Origin of the sequence: Aliiroseovarius conchicola (assembly GCF_041403445.1) — a bacterium.
GTDB classification, from domain to species: Bacteria; Pseudomonadota; Alphaproteobacteria; order Rhodobacterales; family Rhodobacteraceae; genus Aliiroseovarius; species Aliiroseovarius conchicola.
The window spans coordinates 530,565-548,420 of the sequence record NZ_JBGEHL010000002.1 but is presented as its reverse complement, the minus strand read 5'-3'; the positions used below and the strand labels follow the sequence as shown (position 1 = coordinate 548,420).

At 57.3% G+C, this 17,856-nt stretch carries 16 protein-coding genes; 9 read left to right on the top strand and 7 right to left on the bottom strand.

The genetic code is table 11. The features are described from left to right. Window positions 1–130 precede the first annotated feature (130 nt). The gene (locus tag V6N04_RS05590; protein WP_371169141.1) at window positions 131–1,843 is read right to left on the bottom strand and encodes a peptide ABC transporter substrate-binding protein; all 1,713 of its coding nucleotides are present in this window, start codon (window positions 1,841–1,843) and stop codon (window positions 131–133) included. Between the two features lie 385 nt (window positions 1,844–2,228). Between V6N04_RS05590 and V6N04_RS05585 the strand changes: the two genes are divergently transcribed. Further along, complete coding sequence (locus V6N04_RS05585) at window positions 2,229–3,392, top strand: M20 aminoacylase family protein (RefSeq protein WP_371169140.1); 1,164 nt, start codon at window positions 2,229–2,231, stop codon at window positions 3,390–3,392. A gap of 116 nt (window positions 3,393–3,508) precedes the next feature. Here the strand turns inward: V6N04_RS05585 and V6N04_RS05580 are convergent, their stop codons facing one another. From V6N04_RS05580 to moaA, 3 genes are all read right to left on the bottom strand, one after another. Continuing rightward, entirely contained in the window at window positions 3,509–4,015 is a 507-nt protein-coding gene (locus V6N04_RS05580) for a hypothetical protein (protein ID WP_371169139.1), read from the bottom strand. After that, window positions 4,012–4,509: a hypothetical protein gene (locus V6N04_RS05575; RefSeq protein ID WP_371169138.1), complete on the bottom strand. Its 498-nt coding sequence runs from the start codon at window positions 4,507–4,509 to the stop codon at window positions 4,012–4,014. Before V6N04_RS05575 ends, V6N04_RS05580 begins: the two co-directional genes overlap by 4 nt. Before the next feature lie 130 nt (window positions 4,510–4,639). Continuing rightward, window positions 4,640–5,647 (bottom strand): GTP 3',8-cyclase MoaA, encoded by a 1,008-nt coding sequence (gene moaA / locus V6N04_RS05570; RefSeq protein WP_371169137.1) that lies wholly within the window; start codon window positions 5,645–5,647, stop codon window positions 4,640–4,642. A gap of 157 nt (window positions 5,648–5,804) precedes the next feature. On the opposite strand from moaA, the gene V6N04_RS05565 reads away from it, so the two are divergent. Both V6N04_RS05565 and V6N04_RS05560 read left to right on the top strand, forming a co-directional pair. Next, a complete protein-coding gene (locus V6N04_RS05565) occupies window positions 5,805–6,209 on the top strand; it encodes a D-galactarate dehydratase (RefSeq protein WP_371169136.1) in 405 nt (134 codons plus the stop codon). A 50-nt stretch (window positions 6,210–6,259) separates the two neighbouring features. Next, window positions 6,260–7,861 (top strand): AMP-binding protein, encoded by a 1,602-nt coding sequence (locus V6N04_RS05560; RefSeq protein ID WP_371169135.1) that lies wholly within the window; start codon window positions 6,260–6,262, stop codon window positions 7,859–7,861. On the opposite strand, the gene V6N04_RS05555 is transcribed toward V6N04_RS05560, so the two are convergent. Genes V6N04_RS05555 through glmU form a run of 3 tightly spaced genes read right to left on the bottom strand, consistent with a single transcriptional unit; the run spans window position 7,858 to window position 11,788 of the window. Then, on the bottom strand, window positions 7,858–8,613 hold the full coding sequence (locus V6N04_RS05555) for a DNA alkylation repair protein (RefSeq protein ID WP_371169134.1): 756 nt from the start codon (window positions 8,611–8,613) through the stop codon (window positions 7,858–7,860). The two genes, V6N04_RS05560 and V6N04_RS05555, sit on opposite strands and share 4 nt — an antisense overlap. Further along, on the bottom strand, window positions 8,610–10,430 hold the full coding sequence (gene glmS / locus V6N04_RS05550; RefSeq protein WP_371169133.1) for a glutamine--fructose-6-phosphate transaminase (isomerizing): 1,821 nt from the start codon (window positions 10,428–10,430) through the stop codon (window positions 8,610–8,612). Before glmS ends, V6N04_RS05555 begins: the two co-directional genes overlap by 4 nt. Before the next feature lie 2 nt (window positions 10,431–10,432). Continuing rightward, window positions 10,433–11,788, bottom strand: coding sequence for a bifunctional UDP-N-acetylglucosamine diphosphorylase/glucosamine-1-phosphate N-acetyltransferase GlmU (gene glmU, locus V6N04_RS05545; protein ID WP_371169132.1), 1,356 nt, complete (start codon window positions 11,786–11,788; stop codon window positions 10,433–10,435). Between the two features lie 131 nt (window positions 11,789–11,919). Here glmU and V6N04_RS05540 point away from each other — a divergent pair, with 131 nt between their 5' ends. From V6N04_RS05540 to V6N04_RS05515, 6 genes are all read left to right on the top strand, one after another. Further along, window positions 11,920–12,612 carry an HAD-IA family hydrolase gene (locus V6N04_RS05540; RefSeq protein WP_371169131.1) on the top strand — a complete coding sequence of 231 codons (693 nt, stop codon included), beginning with the start codon at window positions 11,920–11,922 and terminating at the stop codon, window positions 12,610–12,612. Window positions 12,613–12,657: 45 nt separating this feature from the next. After that, a complete protein-coding gene (locus V6N04_RS05535; RefSeq protein WP_371169130.1) occupies window positions 12,658–13,863 on the top strand; it encodes a DegT/DnrJ/EryC1/StrS family aminotransferase in 1,206 nt (401 codons plus the stop codon). 193 nt (window positions 13,864–14,056) lie between these two features. Next, window positions 14,057–15,217: an isovaleryl-CoA dehydrogenase gene (locus V6N04_RS05530; RefSeq protein WP_371169129.1), complete on the top strand. Its 1,161-nt coding sequence runs from the start codon at window positions 14,057–14,059 to the stop codon at window positions 15,215–15,217. Then, entirely contained in the window at window positions 15,217–15,753 is a 537-nt protein-coding gene (locus tag V6N04_RS05525; RefSeq protein WP_371169128.1) for a lysozyme inhibitor LprI family protein, read from the top strand. The genes V6N04_RS05530 and V6N04_RS05525 overlap by 1 nt, the downstream gene beginning before the upstream one ends. Before the next feature lies 1 nt (window position 15,754). Beyond that, entirely contained in the window at window positions 15,755–17,359 is a 1,605-nt protein-coding gene (locus tag V6N04_RS05520) for a carboxyl transferase domain-containing protein (RefSeq protein ID WP_371169127.1), read from the top strand. Window positions 17,360–17,362: 3 nt separating this feature from the next. Then, complete coding sequence (locus V6N04_RS05515; protein WP_371169126.1) at window positions 17,363–17,800, top strand: thermonuclease family protein; 438 nt, start codon at window positions 17,363–17,365, stop codon at window positions 17,798–17,800. Window positions 17,801–17,856: the final 56 nt, after the last annotated feature.

The window sequence follows — 17,856 nt, the reverse complement described above, 5'->3', positions numbered from 1 at the left end:
ATGGGCATGCTCTCCAAGATGGCGAGCATTTACCCTATCCTAAAGCGTTTCGCCTGCGAGATGAAACAACTCTTTGGTTCAAGCGCGGTTAACCCCCTGATGTTGCGCAGGTTTCACACCTGCCCGTGCTTTATTTAGCGCGCGACCAGTCCGCAATGTTCCACAGCTCGCTGTCCCAGGAGTTCATTCGAACACCTTCCAGAGTGTTGGATTGCGCAGACACATCCCCACGGTGGACCAGAGGGATGAGAGCACCAGCCTGCATCAGCATGTCATTCATTTGACGGGCGATGGCAGCGCGTTCCTCAAGCGCCGAGGTTTGGGCAAGCGTCTTTGCCAAAGCATCATATTCGGCAGTGCAATAGCGCGGGATGTTGAACCCCAGCCAGTTGTTGTCAGGCGAGGGGATTTTTGCGCATGTCCAGTTGTTCAAATATGCCTCGGGGTCGGTGCCGGGGAAGAAATTGGTGAACATCTGAACGTCAGCATAGAACTTTTGAAAAGTGTCCGGGCTGGCTTGGTCCCCACCAAAGAAAACCGAAGGGTCGATGTGGCGCAGCTCGGTCTCGATCCCGATTTGCGACCACCAGTCTTTCAACAAGGCTTGTGTGTCCTGCCTGACCGGATTGGTCGAGGTCTGGAAAAGGATACTGAGACGCACGCCGTCTTTTTCGCGGACACCATCGCCATCTTCGTCGATCCAGCCTGCATCGGTCAGTAATTTATTTGCCTGTTCAAGGTCTTGCGTAAGGCAGGCGTCATTGGCGGAAGAGGCATAGATGGCAGGGGCCGGCAGGATATCACAGGTTGGTTTGCCCGCCGTTCCATAGCCAAGATCTGAAACGGTTGTTCGATCAATGGCCAGTGACATCGCAGACAAAACCGCCGGATCGGTCAGGAAGGGGTGCGCGCCACCAGCTGTGGTTGAGCGCGCATCACCAAGCTCGGCTGACGGGTTGGAGCGGTTGATCATCATTCGTTCAACCGCTGTGCTGAAGGACCGGATAACCTGACCCGCCCCGCCTTCGGCCATGGCGTTCAGGACTGCGGGGTCGACCTGTAGGTTCCAAGCATAATCCATCTCGCCGGTTCCCAGCACGGCGCGTGCGGCCCCAATGGCGTCACCGCCACCTTTGATCGTGACAGTTTCAAACGCGGGCTTGTTGGGATCGCGGTAGTTTGGGTTGGCCTTGAACACAGCGACATCGCCGGACCGAAAATCCGCTACACGAAAAGGTCCGGTGCCAATTGGGCCGAAGTTTTCCGCTGTGCAGGTTGGGGCTTTGTCGCCCATACAGCCGTCGAACTGGGCCTTTTGAAGGATCGGTGTCTCGACCCCTACAAATGGTGCATACGGAAAAGGTTTGGGCGCATCAAAGGTGATTTTTACGGTGAGATCATCCAATGCCTCGACGGTGGATATGTTGTTGAATTTCGTCGCCTGTTGGCATCCACCTTCAGCGGTCATGCAGTATTTTGACGTAAAAACAACATCGTGGGCAGTGAATGGTGAGCCGTCCGACCATGTTAAGTCGGGCGAGAGCTTCCAAGTAACGGTCGTGAGGTCTTCAGATATGCCGCCATTCGCCTGCGTGGGAATTTCGGTTGCTAACCATGGGACCAGATTACCTGTCTCGTCATAGCGCGCCAGAGGTTCCAGCACCAAAGAGGCGGGTTCGATATCCTTAGGCCCACTGGACAGATACGGATTCAGCATCGTCGGTGCCTGCCAATAAATGATGTTGAGATCACCGTCAGACCCACGTTCTGCGACGCTGGTGGCCGGCAGAATGCAGGTGGCAAATGTCGCCAGCATTGGCAAAGTGGTCAGTTTGATGTTCATCCCATCCCCGTTCTTCAAATGGCCAATCTTTTGATCGGCCCGGTCGCTTTTGTGTCCGAGAATTGGACAGTTGATGTCGCCTGAAACTATACTCTGATCACTGTGAGGCTTTGGTCAACTATAACAGTCGCTTACCGGCCAGCTGATCAGTATGGAATTTCAATGCCATAATCCGAATGACACATGAATCGCTGTGTTTACGCAAGGATTTCAGTGAATACCTCAGAACTTTCACCTTATACGTGCATTCTCGAAAGGGGACCTAATCTTTGGGATATGTGGCGGTCTTCGCAGCGCGCTTGAACACATTCTCTAATCGGCGCATGTTCGGGCGTCGGCAGGAACTGTCCCGTGCGACGAGAAAACTTCACCAAGAGAGGTCACCGTGCCGATCAAAAACCGATTTAACGAACTAAAAGATGATATCACCGCGTGGCGCCGAGATTTCCACGCGCATCCAGAACTCATGTTCGATACGCATCGCACAGCTGGCATTGTCGCTGAGAAGTTACGCGCTTTTGGATGTGATGAGGTGGTCGAAGGAATTGGGCGCACCGGTGTGGTTGGCGTGATTAAGGGACGTTCTGACAATGCGGGCAGAGTGGTTGGTTTGCGGGCCGATATGGATGCGTTGCCGATCGAGGAGGCCACGGGATTGGACTACGCCTCGACCCATCCGGGTAAGATGCATGCGTGCGGCCATGACGGACACACCGCGATGCTTCTAGGGGCTGCGCAGTACCTGTCCGAGACTCGTAACTTTGATGGTACTTGCGTCGTGATCTTTCAACCGGCTGAAGAGGGTGGCGGCGGTGGTCGTGTGATGTGCGAAGACGGGCTGATGGAGCGGTTTGGCATCCAAGAAGTCTATGGCATGCACAACTGGCCGGGGCGGGCTGAGGGGTCGTTCGCGATCCGGCCGGGCCCGTTCTTTGCTGCGGCCGATCTGTTGGAGATCAAGTTTGAAGGGCGCGGAGGTCATGCGGCAAAGCCACATGACACAGTCGATCCGGTGGTCATGGCCTCTCAGGCGGTAACGGCGCTTCAAACGATTGCCTCGCGCAACGCCGACCCCACATTGCAGGTCGTCGTCTCAATCACGTCCTTTGAAACAAGCTCGACCGCGTTCAATGTCATCCCGCAAAGCGTTCACTTGAAGGGGACTGTGCGGACGTTGTCTCCTGAACTGCGGGACCTCGCCGAAGAACGCATCCATGGGATTTGCAATGGGAGTGCGCAGACATTCGGCGGAACCGTCGATGTGAGATATGAGCGTAACTATCCAGTGATGGTTAATCATGACCGCGAAACGTTGTTTGCCGAAGCGGCGGCGGCTTCAGTTGTTGGAACATGCGAGGAAGCGCCGTTAATAATGGGCGGAGAAGACTTCGCATTTATGCTTGAGGAGCGGCCTGGCGCCTATATTCTTGTGGGCAACGGGGATACAGCAATGGTGCATCACCCCCAATACAACTTCAACGACGAGATTATCCCCCAAGGGTGTTCGTGGTGGGTTGAAATGGTTGAACAGCGCATGCCAGTCGCCTGAGGAAATATGCGGTGCGTGTTAAAGGGGCGCTGCCCCTCGGCCCCGCTTTGCAAGCGCGCCCTCACCCCGGGATATTTGAGACAAGAAAAAGAGCGCCGTTGGGCGCTCTTATTGGTTCATTTTACGGTGACTTTGATCGGAGGGTAGACCCAAGGTGCCGTAGATGACAATCCTAGGTCGAGCCGATTGGTGGTCGAGTACTGATCACTGGAGCTGCGCGGGCGAAAGCTGCTTTGGGCCTTGATTACAGCAGATCCCGACATTCCGTTCCCATGGCAGCGCACCTGCAAGTTGCTTGGGCGTCCGCCATCTTGGAAGCGCGCGCCTGCTGCGAAGGCAGGTAATGACACACGTTGGGGTGTGACCACTTTGGCTGACAGATCTTGTGATTGCAGAACGCAGCTCAATCCGGCGACTTCTGTCAGCTTACCCTGAGCGTCCTTGGTGTAGCTGCGCACCGTCTGATCATAGCGCTGCAGCGCTTGCAAGCCAGACCGTTCCTTCACCTTGGCGCTGGGGATCGCGTCTTGAAGCTTCAGCCCGCTCTGGCAACCCGAGACTATCATCACAAGTAGAAGGATTGCACTTGGGTGGATGAGGGTCGAATTTGTTGGGCTGGTCATTCGTCAAACACAACCGGCAAGGTGCCGTTAAACTGCCAAGGCGAGCTTGTGGCGATGGCCGCGGATACAGCGGTGGTCAGCAAGGCGCCTGCAAGGCCTGCGCCTGTAGCGGTTGACACTTGTTTGGCATTGGCGGTGCGCGATCCGCTTGCTTTCTTACCATTCAACGAGCAGGTGGCGATCAACGCGCTGGGGACGCCGCGTTTCGGCAGGTCGCGGTGTTGCTTGAAGCGGGGCACAATGATCGTGGCTGGTGTAATAACAGACACCTTGAGTTCGTCTGATTCGACAATACAACGCGCTCCCTTAACCTCGGTTTTTGTCTTGCCGATTTTTACATAGGTTCGAATATCTAGCCGCGTTGTCCGCTCGGCCAGCCGGGTTTCTGAAACGCTTGCTTTGAGCGCCGCTGACACAGGTTTTTGTTCGATCTTCATGGGCCCCTGACAGGCCGCGAGCATGGCCACAGAGGCTAGCATTGACAGTTTTTTCACTCGTCCATTCCCTTGTTCTTCAATTGGCCGATTGGTTGGCCAATGTGCGAAAAACACAGGCAGAGAATGGAGTCAACTCATGATTGCATCGACTTTGGAAAAAGATTGTTGATCAAATGGTTGGGCGAATTTACCCGCCGGTATGGCTCATGTGGCGGATTGTTTGGCCTTGCACTTCTTGGCGCGAATAGTCGAAATCGTGCCCCTTCGGTTTACGGGCAATAGCGGCATGAATCGCATCTATTAGGACGGCATCGCTTTCTGAGGCGCGCAGCGGGCCGCGCAGGTCTGACATGCCATCATGGCCAAGGCAGGTATAGAACTGCCCAGTGCAGCTCATCCTGACGCGGTTGCAACTTTCGCAGAAATTGTGTGTCAGCGGTGTGATCAAGCCGATTTTCTGGCCGGTGTCTTCGATCCGGACATAGCGGGCGGGGCCACCAGTTGTTTCATCCAGATCCGTTAAGGTAAAGCGATCAGCCAGCCGGTCGCGCAGGTTCGAAAGGGGCCAGTACTGATCGATCCGATCCTCGCCGCCGATATCCCCCATCGGCATGACTTCGATGAAGGTCAGGTCCATGTCGCGCTCAGCACACCATCTGGTTAGGTCAAATAGCTCGATGTCATTGAACCCTTTAAGGGCGACGGTGTTGATTTTAACTCTTAGCCCGGCCTTCTGTGCCGCATCGATGCCCCGTAGCACCTGAGGTAAGCGGCCCCAGCGGGTGATCTTTGCGAACTTATCCTCGTCCAGCGTGTCGAGCGAGATGTTCACGCGGCGCACCCCAGCCGCGTAAAGGTCATCGGCAAAGCGATGCAGTTGCGACCCGTTGGTGGTAAGTGTCAGTTCGTCCAGCGTACCGTCATCTAGGTGGCGTCCCATCGCGTCGAAGAACCCCATGATGCCTTTGCGGACAAGGGGCTCGCCCCCCGTGATCCTGAGCTTGCGCACGCCCAGCCCGATGAATGCTGTGCAGATCCGGTCCAGTTCCTCTAGCGTCAGAAGATCCTTTTTCGGAAGGAAGGTCATGTTCTCGGACATGCAATAGGTGCAACGGAAATCGCACCGGTCCGTGACGGACAGGCGCAGATAAGTGACCGCGCGCTGGAACGGGTCGACAAGTTGAGGCGTGTTCATAAGGATTAACTAAGGGCGGGCGGAAGGGCGCGCAAGCCACATGAGCGTGAATTCTGCCGTTGAAAGGTGGGATCAATTGCGGCACGCTGGGGGTATGAAACATATAATTATTCTATCCGCCCTTAGTTTAACCCTGGCCGGGTGTTCCGGTTTGGACATGAACAATATTATCCCGCGCCCTGCGCATTTGCAGTCCCAACCTGCGCCGGCAAGCAATCTGCCACCGGTACCGCCTGAAAATGCGATCACGGTGGATGAGTTGGATACTTCGACCGAAGCAGATCGGGTTGCTGCGGTTGCGCCGGCACCGGGCAATGTTGCCGGATCGTTGGGGGTCACGGTTGCAAGCTTGGGCGACCCGACCTCTCCGGGCTTCTGGTTGGCAACACCTCTTGTGTCATCAGAGACCAAGGGGCGGGTGCAATCCAAAGCGACGGGCCGCACGGTCAAAGTGACACTGCGCCCTATTTCTGGCGGCGGCAGTCGCGTTTCGCTTTCCACGTTGCAACTTTTGGACCTCGATATCTCGGGGCTGCATGAACTGGTCGTCTTCGGTTCGTGACGGGTCAGGCGACTGATGCTGCATGGCTTGCCGCGGGGCGGGCGCGAAAGTTGATCCCGAATTGGGAAAACTGGGCGGATATGCGCGCGCAATTCGTGTGGGATATCCCTGAATATTTTAACATTGCCGAACGCTGTTGCGACAGTTGGGCCGCACTTGATCCTGATCGTGTCGCGTTGACCCATGTTGCCGCCAATGGTGATGCGGAGGACTGGTCATTCGGCGCGCTTAAATCCGCATCGGATCGGATGGCCACCGTGCTGCGTGGCCGAGGAATTGAGCCTGGAGACAGGGTTGCGGTGCTGCTGGGGCAGGGGCCAGAGGTCTTAATCACCCATTTCGCGGCGTACAAACTCGGCGCCGTTGTGCTGCCACTGTTCACGCTCTTTGGACCCGATGCGCTGGCCTATCGGTTGTCAGACAGCGGGGCCTCTCTTGTGATCACGGATGCGGCAGGGGCGGCGACACTTGATCGTGTAACGCTGGACATTGGTGTTGGCGTCCTATCGATCAACCCCGTCGCAGGTGCTGGCGATTTCTGGGAAGAGCTGCATGGCGCTGAACCGTTGGCTTCGGCCCATGTCAGTCGCGCCGAAGACCCGGCTGTGATGATTTATACTTCGGGCACAACCGGTCCGCCGAAGGGGGTGTTGCACGCGCACCGATTTTTGTTGGGGCACCTGCCATGTGTCGAGACGTTCAACGAAGACTTCCCCCAAGCAAATGACAAAGGTTGGACGCCTGCGGACTGGGCGTGGATTGGCGGGCTTATGGATTTGGCGCTGCCGTTTCTGTATTTCGGCGTGCCAATTGTTAGCCAAAGAATGCGCAAGTTTGATGCCGAGGCGGCATATGGGCTGATTGCGCGCCACAAGATCCGCAATACGTTCCTGCCGCCGACGGCGCTCAGGTTGATGCGTCAGGCTGGGCCGCCGCCAAAAGGCGTCAACATCCGGTCCATCGGGTCCGGAGGTGAGAGCCTTGGGGCTGGGTTGCTCGATTGGGCAGACGAGGTGCTCGACGTGCGTGTAAACGAGTTTTACGGCCAGACCGAATGTAATCTTGTGCTGTCATCCGTCGCGGGCGCTATGGATGTCAAACCCGGAAGCATGGGGCAGCCTATTCCGGGTCACGACGTCACCCTGCTTGATGCGAAGGGCCAAGAGTGCCTGCCTGGTCAAATGGGAGAGATTTGCGTGAAGAACGGCGACCCGGTCATGTTTCTGGAATACTGGAACTTGCCCGACAAGACGAAGGCCAAGTTTCACGGCGACTGGATGCGCACCGGTGATTTGGCCACGCGCGATAAGGACGGCTATTTCACCTTCGCAAGCCGTGATGATGATGTGATCGCCTCATCCGGATATCGGATCGGTCCGTCAGAAATAGAAAACTGTCTGCAATCGCACAAAGATGTCGTGATGGCGGCGGTGATTGGTGTGCCAGACGCCTTACGCACCGAGGCCGTGAAAGCTGTGATTGTGCTGCGAGAAGGTGCGTCGGAGGATGGATTGGCCGATCAGCTGATCCAGCTTGTCCGCAGTCGGATCAGCCCCCATGTTGCGCCTCGACACGTCGAGTTTGTTGCTGAACTGCCGATGACCGCAACCGGGAAGGTCATGAGACGCGAATTGCGGAGCGCCGACGTTTAAGACCGATCCGCGTCACGTAGTTTGCGAGCTTCCGCTTTGCGTCGTTCTTTGGCTTCTTTTTGAATTTGCGCAGGTGGCGGAAGGTGTTTGCGCGCCTCTTTCAAAGCGAAGGGTTTCATCGTGTCTGCGTGGGTTTTAAGAAATGCACGCGCGCGATCGGGATCATGTTTGGACAGATCACGCAACCACCATGCCACTGCTTTTTGGATAAACCAGTCATCGTCCCCCACATAAGTGGCGGCCCATTCAAGGACGCGGTCGCGCACCTCAAGCTCTTCGGGCTTTGGAAAGTTCTGTTTGGTCCATGGCAGGGTGATGACCAACGCGGCGCGTCGGGTCCACATGTGATCGGATTTGGTCCATGCCTCGACATCGTCGATGCGCGATGGGTCAGCAATTAGACGCTTTTGCCCGGCCGTGCAGGCATGATCCGCGATGGCCCAGCTGTCGAAATCTGACACCCAGCTTTGGATCAGCGCCCATGCGCCGTCGTCGGGACGAATTCGGGCCTGCGTCAGCAGCTTGGCTGCCGTGATGCGGGCTTCAAAAATGTCGGTTTGCCACAGCTCGTCCGCAAGGCGCAAACGATCTTCAACGGACAGGGTCTGGCGCCACGTCTTTGACAGATCGTTCAGCGCCGGGTTCGGGATGCCCAAAACCTCGCGTGTTTGCTTATGATAGGCGGCCATGCTTTTCGCACGCCCAGCTTCGATTTGCGATTTGAGGGCGGCGAGCGCTTCTTCAAGGGTCATTCGACTGTTACCGATTTGGCGAGGTTGCGAGGCTGATCAACGTCGGTGCCTTTGGCAATCGCGGTGTGATAGGCGATCAGCTGAGCCGGGATCGCATAAAGAATTGGCTGCACCAGTTCAGGCGCTTCAGGCAGCGCGATGGATTCCCAAACGCCTTCGCCGGCTTCCTCGGCGGCGCGGGCGTCCGAGACGAGGACCACGCGACCACCGCGCGCCATAACCTCTTGCATGTTGGACACAGTCTTGTCGAACAACCCATCATGCGGGGCCATCACCACCGTTGGCGTCACCTTGTCGACCAGCGCGATGGGGCCGTGTTTTAGCTCACCTGATGCATAACCTTCGGCGTGTATGTAGCTGATTTCTTTCAGTTTTAATGCACCCTCAAGTGCCAAAGGAAACATCTGCCCACGCCCAAGGAACAGCACGTCTCGCGCCTCGGCCAATTTGCTGGCGATCTTCTTGGTGGTCTCGTCGATGGTCAGCGCATGGCTCATCAAACCGGGCAATTGGCGCAGTTCGGCAAGATGTACGGCCAAGCCTGTATCGTCCAGATGACCGCGGTCATGCGCGGCCTTAAGGGCCATGATCGCAAAGCAGGTTAGCTGGCAGGTGAAAGCTTTGGTGGATGCAACGGAAACTTCGACGCCTGCATGAATTTCAACCGCCACATCGCTTTCACGCGCAATCGAGCTTTCCGGCATGTTGATCAGCGAGACGATCTTGTCGACCTTGCCTTCAGAGTACCGCAGCGCGGCGAGCGTGTCGGCGGTTTCGCCTGATTGGCTGACAAACAGGCCGAGTGTGCGTGGGGCGAAAGGGGCCTCGCGATACCGGAATTCTGAGGCGACGTCGATGTCGATGGGCAGGCGGGCGTAGTGTTCGAACCAGTATTTTGCCACCAGTCCGGCGTAATAGGCTGTGCCACACGCGACGATGGACAAGCGATCCACGTCCGCAAAGTTGATGCCTTGCAAATCCATGGTGATCTGGTCGCCCTGCACATAAGCATTCAGGACCTCGCCCACGACGGTTGGCTGTTGGGCGATTTCTTTCGCCATGTAATGTTTGTAGCCACCCTTCTCGATCCGTGCGGCGTCGATATGCACTTGTTTCATGGCGCGATTTGCCAAACGGCCTTCGGCGTCAAAGATCTCGGCACCATTGCGGTCGATAACGGCCCAGTCACCTTCTTCCAGATAGGTGATGCGGTCGGTCATAGGGGCAAGCGCGATGGCGTCGGAACCTACGAACATCTCTCCATCCCCGTGACCGATGGCCAGCGGACTGCCTTTGCGGGCTGCGATCATCAGGTCGTGTTCGCCGTCAAAAAGGAAGCAGAGCGCGAAGGCACCTTCCAGTTGGGAGAGGGTGGCTGCGACGGCCTCTTTCGGGGTTTTTCCCTGTGCCAAAAAGCTTTGCGCCAGAAGGGCGACGGTTTCTGTATCCGTTTCGGTTGAGAACTCCAGACCCTCGGCGGCCAGTTTCGCACGAAGCTCGCGAAAGTTTTCGATGATCCCATTGTGGACCACGGCAACGGATCCCGCTCGGTGCGGGTGGGCGTTGTCGGTGGTTGGCGCGCCATGCGTGGCCCAACGGGTGTGGCCGATACCAGATTTCCCCGCCAGTGGGTTATGCACCAACGTGTCAGATAGGTTCACCAGTTTGCCCACGGCACGGCGACGATCTAGACCACCAGCATCGTTAATGGTGGCAATACCCGCACTGTCATAGCCGCGATATTCCAGCCGTTTCAGGGCCTCGACCAAAATGGGCGCGGCTTCGTGATTGCCCAGAACCCCAACAATTCCACACATACTCAGGATCCTTTCTGGCGACGGGCTTTTGCGGCCCGCAGCTTTTCAAACAATTTCACGGCGAGGCCGGGTTTGACCTCCATTCGGGCGCGGCCCACTGCCATTGCGCCGTTTGGTACGTCTTTTGTGACCACGGTGCCGGTCGCCGTCATGGCCTCATCCCCAACCGTGACAGGGGCTACAAGGCAAGTGTTTGAGCCGATGAAGCTGCGCGCACCGATATCTGTGTGGTGTTTCGAGACGCCATCATAATTACAAGTGATCGTGCCCGCGCCAATATTGGCGTGCTCACCCACGCGGGCGTCACCGACATAGGACAGGTGATTGACCTTGGCACCTTCTTCGATTTGGGCGTTTTTGATTTCCACAAAATTTCCAACTTTTGCGTGTTCGGCCAGCTCTGCACCGGGGCGCAGGCGTGCGTAGGGTCCGACCACGCCGCCGCGCGAGACATGGCAGCCTTCCAGATGCGAAAAGGCGCGGATGGTTGCGCCACTTTCGACGGTTACACCGGGCCCAAAAACCACGTTTGGCTCGATCACAGTGTCGCGACCGACGATGGTGTCAAACGAGAAATAGACTGTGTCTCGGGCAATAAGCGTCACGCCATTTTCGAGCGCTGCGGCCCGCGCATTCGCTTGAAAAATCTCTTCTGCGTTTGCGAGTTCGCTGCGGGAGTTGATGCCCAGCGTCTCGGACTCATCACAGGTGACAACGGACGCCCGCAAGCCGCGTCCACGGGCGATTGAGACGATGTCGGGCAGGTAGTATTCACCCGTAGCATTGTCATTGCCGACCTCATCCAGAAGATCAAAAAGCAATTCTGCATCTGCCGCGATAAGTCCGCTGTTACAAAGCGTTACAGCGCCTTCTTCAGCTGTTGCATCTTTAAACTCAACGATCCGGTCAAGCTCGCCATCTGATAGGATCAAGCGTCCATAGCGCCCGGGATCGGCGGCCTCGAACCCCAGGACGACAACGTCGGCGCCATTGGTTCGAGCGGCCGCCATAGCCTCAATCGTTTCGGGTTGTATGAAAGGCGTATCACCATAAAGGACGATGGCATCGCCTTTGAAGTCTTTAAGAGCGGCGCGGGTCTGCGCGACTGCATGCCCGGTGCCCAGCTGCTCTTCTTGAATGGCGATGGTGATATCTGGGTCGATATCCTTTGCTGCTGCTTCAACCAAATCAGCCCCGTGACCCACCACAAGAACGGCCCGGTCAGGTGCGAGCGCGTCCCCCGAAGCAAGCGCGTGGGCAAACAAAGGAGCGCCTGCAATTTGGTGCATCACTTTGGGCAGGTCAGAGTTCATCCGGGTTCCCCTGCCAGCGGCAAGGACGATAAGGGCGGTTGCCATAATTATCTGCTCTTTCAATTTCTTTGCGCCCGTTTTACCCCTAAAGGCGTGGCTCGCAAGCAAAAGCTGTTCAATTAACCTTACGCGAGATTACAGGTTTGGCAGGGAATTGCCAAAGGCAAGGGGCAGACATGACGGAAAAATTCCAACCGGGACGCCGGACAGTGATCTTTGATCTGGACGGAACGCTGGCAGATACGTCAGGTGATTTAATCGCAGCTGCCAACGCGTTCTTTGTTTTGGGCGGCCATGGTGAGGTGCTTGATCCGAAAAAAGACCAGCTAACGGCGTTTCATGGTGGCCGCGCAATGCTGCGCCTTGGGCTGTCGCGGATCAACGGCGCAGAGGTGGACGAGGTTGAAGTCGATCGCGGCTTTCCAGTGCTGCTGGACGCCTATGAGGAAAACATCGATCGCCACACGGTGCTTTATCCGGGCACCATGGAGGCGGTTGGCCGTCTGCATGCTAATGGCTATGCGGTTGGGATTTGTACCAACAAACCTGAAGGGCTGGCGCGGTTGTTGCTGACCCGGATGGGAATTTTGGATCAATTCACGTCGCTGATCGGGGCGGACACACTGCCCACACGAAAACCCGACCCGGCACCCTTTGTAGCTGCTGCGCGTGCAGCGGGCGGGGATCCGGCTTGCGCGCTGTTAATTGGAGATACCCATACCGACCGCGAAACCGCGCGGGCCGCCGGTGTGCCTTGCATTTTGGTGGGCTTTGGCCCGGAAGGGGTGGGCGTCGCACGTTTGGAGCCTGAGGCGATGTTGGATCACTACGATGATCTTGACCGCGTGGTGTCAAATTTGATTGGTTAGCGTCTATCCATTGACCCGATTGCCCATTCCCCCCAAGGTCGCGCCATGACAGAACGATTCACCGGAAATTTCACCCAACAAGAGCCCATCCCCGACGAAGGGATCAAGGCCGCGTTGGACGTGCTGCGCCATGGGCGTTTGCATCGCTATAACGTGGCCGAGGGTGAGACCTCGCACACCGCTTTGTTGGAGCAGGAGTTTGCCACCCTGATGGGGTCGAAATACGCTCTGGCTGTATCGTCAGGCGGGTACGCCATCGCAACCGCCTTGCGCGCGCTAGGGGTTGAACCCGGAGATCGTGTTTTAACCAACGCCTTCACGCTCGCGCCCGTGCCGGGGGCAATCGCCTCGGTCGGTGGGGTGCCGGTGTTTGTTGGAGTGACGGAAGACCTAACCATTGATCTGGACGATTTGGCCGAAAAGGTGACGGGTCAGGATGCGCCTAAGACGCTGCTCCTTAGCCATATGCGCGGGCATATCTGCGACATGGATCGCTTAATGGCAATTTGTAATGCGGCCGGGGTACGCGTGGTCGAGGATTGCGCCCACACAATGGGCGCGCGTTGGAACGGAACACTGTCAGGGCGCTATGGTGCGATGGCGGCTTACTCCACACAGACCTATAAGCACGCGAATTCGGGCGAGGGCGGGCTTTTGATCTCGGACGATCCCGATTTGATGGCGCGCGCGGTGATTTTGTCGGGCAGCTATATGTTGTACGAGCGGCACTTGGCGGGGCCGCCTGCCGAGGCGTTCGAGAAGGTGAAATACGTGACGCCGAACATCTCGGGTCGCATGGACAATCTGCGCGCGGCGATCTTGCGGCCACAACTGGCGAAGCTGGATGCACAATGTGAGGCGTGGAATGCGCGCTATCGTGTCGTCGAAGAGGGGCTGCACAACACGCCAGGACTGACCGTGATCGAACGGCCAGAAGCCGAAGATTATGTTATGTCGTCCTTCCAGTTCCTGTTGTCGGATTGGGACGAAGCGGATGTGAACGCCGTGGTCAGCGACTGTGCCGCGCGTGGGGTCGAACTGAAGTGGTTTGGCGGGGCCGAGCCCGCGGGGTTCACCAGCCGGTATGACAGTTGGCGGTATGCCGAAGCGCCCGCGATGCCCAAGACAGATCGCATTTTGAAGGGGGTGTTGGACCTTCGCTTGCCGCTGACATTCAGTCTGGATGATTGTGCCCAGATCGCGCGGATCATTCGCGATGTCGTCGGGGTCGTATATCAGCGAAACGGGTAGGGGCTTCGCCCCAGCTGGACTGCCAGCGGCATCCCAACTTCCCCAGGATATTTGAGACAAGAAAAAGCCGGCGGCGTTCAAAGTGACGCTGCGTGAGCTTGCACGCATATTGACCCGAATCGAGCTTTCAGCGATTAACTGAACAAGCGTTCAATAATGCGATCCAGATGACCAGATCCGAAGGAAGCGGCACATGTTCAATCACTCTATGAATTTTGACCTGGGCGAAGACGTCAATGCGATGCGCGAGATGGTGCATCGGTTTGCGCAGGATCGGATCAAGCCGATGGCCGCTGAAGTGGATCAGAAGAATGAGTTTCCAAATGAGCTGTGGAAAGAGTTTGGCGAGTTGGGGCTGTTGGGGGTGACCACGCCCGAGGAATACGGCGGGGCGAACATGTCCTATCTGGTGCATGTGGTCGCGGTTGAGGAGATTGCGCGGGCGTCCGCCTCGGTCTCGTTGAGTTATGGGGCGCATTCGAACCTTTGTGTGAACCAAATCCGTCGCAATGCCACCGAAGAACAGAAGCAGAAGTATCTGCCCAAGCTGATCTCGGGCGAACACGTGGGCGCTTTGGCAATGTCGGAGGCAGGCGCGGGATCGGATGTTGTGTCGATGAAGCTGCGCGCCGAAAAGCGCAATGGCTACTACGTGTTGAATGGCACCAAGTTCTGGATCACCAATGGTCCCGACGCTGACACGCTGGTGGTTTACGCCAAAACCGATCCTGATGCAGGCCCTAAGGGCATTACCACCTTCATTATCGAGAAGAACATGAAGGGCTTCAGCACATCGCCGCATTTCGACAAGATGGGCATGCGCGGATCAAATACTGCCGAACTGATCTTTGAAGACGTGGAAGTGCCGTTTGAAAACGTGCTGGGCGAAGAGGGCAAGGGCGTTGCCGTTCTGATGTCGGGGCTGGACTATGAACGCGTGGTGTTGTCTGGCATCGGCACGGGCATCATGGCTGCCTGCATGGACGAGATTATGCCCTATATGAAAGAGCGCAAGCAGTTTGGTCGCCCGATTGGGGACTTCCAACTGATGCAGGCCAAGATCGCGGATATGTACACAGCGATGAATTCGGCGCGCGCCTATGTGTATGAAGTTGCTAAGGCCTGTGATCGAGGCGAAGTGACCCGTCAGGACGCGGCGGCATGTGTGCTCTATGCCTCGGAAGAGGCAATGAAGCAGGCGCATCAGGCAGTGCAAGCCATGGGCGGGGCAGGCTTTATGAACGAAAGCCCGGTGAGCCGCATTTTCCGTGACGCCAAGCTGATGGAAATCGGGGCCGGGACGTCTGAAATTCGTCGCATGTTGATCGGGCGCGAGCTGATGGGGGCGATGTGATGCACAAAAGGTTCGCCATTCTCTCGATGAGTTTGATCATGGCTGGTCCAGCTGCAGCCCAAGAGATGACCTATAGCTTCCACCCTACCACCGATTGCTTGTCAGCGATGGGTGAGGATGGCGACCAGATGCGATGCGCTGGTTCGGCCGCGAATTATTGCATGGAAGCGACCGAAGGTGGGATGAGTACCGTCGGCATGTCCAACTGCCTTGGGCTTGAACTTGAGGACTGGGATCGCCGGTTGAACAAATCTTACGGGGTATTGATGGCGCGATTAAAGGCGCAGGACGAGGAACTTGCAGAGCTCGGGTCAGCCGCACCCAAGCAAGCGCCTGCGCTGCGCGACATGCAGCGGGCTTGGATCACATTTCGAGATAGAGCTTGCGATTATGAGCGCACAAAATGGGGCGGCGGCACGGGGGGTGGTCCTGCCACTCTGTCCTGTCATCTTAATCAAACCGCGCGTCAGACCTTGGCTTTGGAGGCTGATCTGAATGCGTACGGTGAACAAGTTTGCAACCACGAAGGATGCTGAGATGAAAATGACCTCTCAAGCGACGCCGGGGTCCGAGGCGTACAAAGCCAATCGCGAAGGTCATCTTGAGGCCTTGAAAGTGGTGGCGGATGCAGCCGAAGCTGCCGTTCAGGGCGGCGGGCAGAAGTCGCGAGATCGCCATCTGAGCCGCGGTAAGATGTTGCCACGTGACCGGGTGTCGAACCTTCTGGACCCGGGGTCTCCTTTCTTGGAAGTCGGGGCGACGGCAGCGCATGGCATGTATGATGGCGCGGCGCCTTGTGCCGGAGTTGTGGCGGGGATCGGTCAGGTGCATGGGCAAGAGGTGATGGTCGTTTGCAACGATGCGACTGTCAAAGGTGGCACCTATTATCCGATGACCGTCAAAAAGCACTTGCGCGCGCAAGAGATCGCGGAAGAGTGCAATCTGCCCTGTATCTATCTGGTCGATAGTGGCGGGGCGAACCTGCCGCAACAGGACGAGGTGTTCCCCGATCGCGACCACTTTGGCCGGATTTTCTACAACCAAGCGCGGATGAGCGCGAAGGGCATCCCTCAGATCGCGGTGGTGATGGGGTCTTGCACGGCGGGGGGCGCCTATGTGCCCGCGATGTCTGACGTGACTATTATCGTGAAAGAGCAGGGGACGATTTTCCTTGCCGGCCCGCCCTTGGTGAAGGCCGCAACGGGCGAAGTTGTAACAGCCGAGGACCTTGGCGGTGGTGATGTCCACACGCGTCTGTCTGGTGTCGCGGATTATCTGGCCGAGGATGACGCCCATGCGCTGGCTCTGGCCCGTCGCGCGGTGGAAAGCCTGAACCGAGAGAAACCAATGACAGTGAAATGGCAGGAACCCGAAGAACCTGCCTTTGATGCTGAGGAATTGCTGGGCGTGGTGCCTGCTGACCTGAAAACGCCCTATGACATTCGCGAAGTGATCATGCGCATCGTTGATGGCTCTCGCTTTGACGAGTTCAAGCCGCGTTTTGGTGAGACGCTGGTGACGGGCTTTGCCCATTTGAAAGGCTGCCCCATTGGGATCATCGCCAACAATGGCGTGATCTTCTCGGAAGCCGCACAGAAAGGCGCGCATTTCGTGGAGCTGTGTAGCCAGCGCAATATCCCGCTGGTTTTCCTGCAAAACATCACGGGTTTCATGGTCGGCCGGAAGTATGAGAACGAAGGCATCGCCCGTCACGGGGCCAAAATGGTGACTGCGGTGGCAACGACCAACGTGCCGAAAGTGACGATGGTTGTGGGTGGCTCTTATGGGGCTGGGAACTACGGCATGGCGGGGCGCGCCTATCAGCCGCGCTTCATGTGGTCTTGGCCCAATTCACGGATTTCGGTGATGGGTGGTGAACAGGCGGCGGGTGTGCTGGCGACCGTAAAGCGCGACGCGATTGAGCGGCAGGGCGGCGAATGGTCCGCCGACGAAGAAGCCGCGTTCAAGCAGCCAACCATTGATATGTTCGAGGAACAAAGCCACCCGCTTTACGCCTCGGCGCGCTTGTGGGACGACGGCGTGATCGACCCGCGCAAATCGCGCGAGGTGCTTTACCTGTCGCTGCTTGCCGCATTGAACGCCCCGATTGAGCCGACGAAGTTCGGCGTGTTCCGGATGTAATCGGTGGACACGAACCTTGTCATATATTGCGGGCTGACGCTGTTGATCCTGTATTCGCTGGCCGAGCAGATTGCCCCGGTGCCGCGGACCAGTGCGATCGATGGTTGCCGGTTGGGCTATGTCTATGATGGCGACACGGTCGAGCTGAAATGTCCCAGTGGAAAACGGACCGCACGGCTGGTAGGGTTCGATACGCCCGAGACCAAAGAGCCGGGCTGTGCGGCAGAGAAAGCGCTGGGCGACAAGGCAACCGCTCGCCTGCGCGACCTGACCAAGAACGCCGAAATCACTATGCGCCACGAAGGCCACGACAAATATGGTCGCGAATTGGTGATCCTGACGGCCAATGGGCAAAACGTTGGCGACGTGCTGATCAACGAAGGTCTGGCCTTGGCCTATCGCGGCGGTGGGCGCATCAACTGGTGTGATCGATTGAATTGAAGCTCGCCCTGCGCGGGATGAACAAACGACAAGGGGCCACGCCCCACCCGAAGGAG

Coding starts and splice junctions, on each gene's coding strand:
- V6N04_RS05590 (WP_371169141.1), bottom strand. CDS start 1,843: ATGAACATCAAACTGACCACTTTGCCAATGCTGGCGACATTTGCCACC.
- V6N04_RS05580 (WP_371169139.1), bottom strand. CDS start 4,015: ATGACCAGCCCAACAAATTCGACCCTCATCCACCCAAGTGCAATCCTT.
- moaA (WP_371169137.1), bottom strand. CDS start 5,647: ATGAACACGCCTCAACTTGTCGACCCGTTCCAGCGCGCGGTCACTTAT.
- V6N04_RS05565 (WP_371169136.1), top strand. CDS start 5,805: ATGAACAATATTATCCCGCGCCCTGCGCATTTGCAGTCCCAACCTGCG.
- V6N04_RS05555 (WP_371169134.1), bottom strand. CDS start 8,613: ATGACCCTTGAAGAAGCGCTCGCCGCCCTCAAATCGCAAATCGAAGCT.
- glmS (WP_371169133.1), bottom strand. CDS start 10,430: ATGTGTGGAATTGTTGGGGTTCTGGGCAATCACGAAGCCGCGCCCATT.
- glmU (WP_371169132.1), bottom strand. CDS start 11,788: ATGGCAACCGCCCTTATCGTCCTTGCCGCTGGCAGGGGAACCCGGATG.
- V6N04_RS05540 (WP_371169131.1), top strand. CDS start 11,920: ATGACGGAAAAATTCCAACCGGGACGCCGGACAGTGATCTTTGATCTG.
- V6N04_RS05535 (WP_371169130.1), top strand. CDS start 12,658: ATGACAGAACGATTCACCGGAAATTTCACCCAACAAGAGCCCATCCCC.
- V6N04_RS05530 (WP_371169129.1), top strand. CDS start 14,057: ATGTTCAATCACTCTATGAATTTTGACCTGGGCGAAGACGTCAATGCG.
- V6N04_RS05525 (WP_371169128.1), top strand. CDS start 15,217: ATGCACAAAAGGTTCGCCATTCTCTCGATGAGTTTGATCATGGCTGGT.
- V6N04_RS05520 (WP_371169127.1), top strand. CDS start 15,755: ATGAAAATGACCTCTCAAGCGACGCCGGGGTCCGAGGCGTACAAAGCC.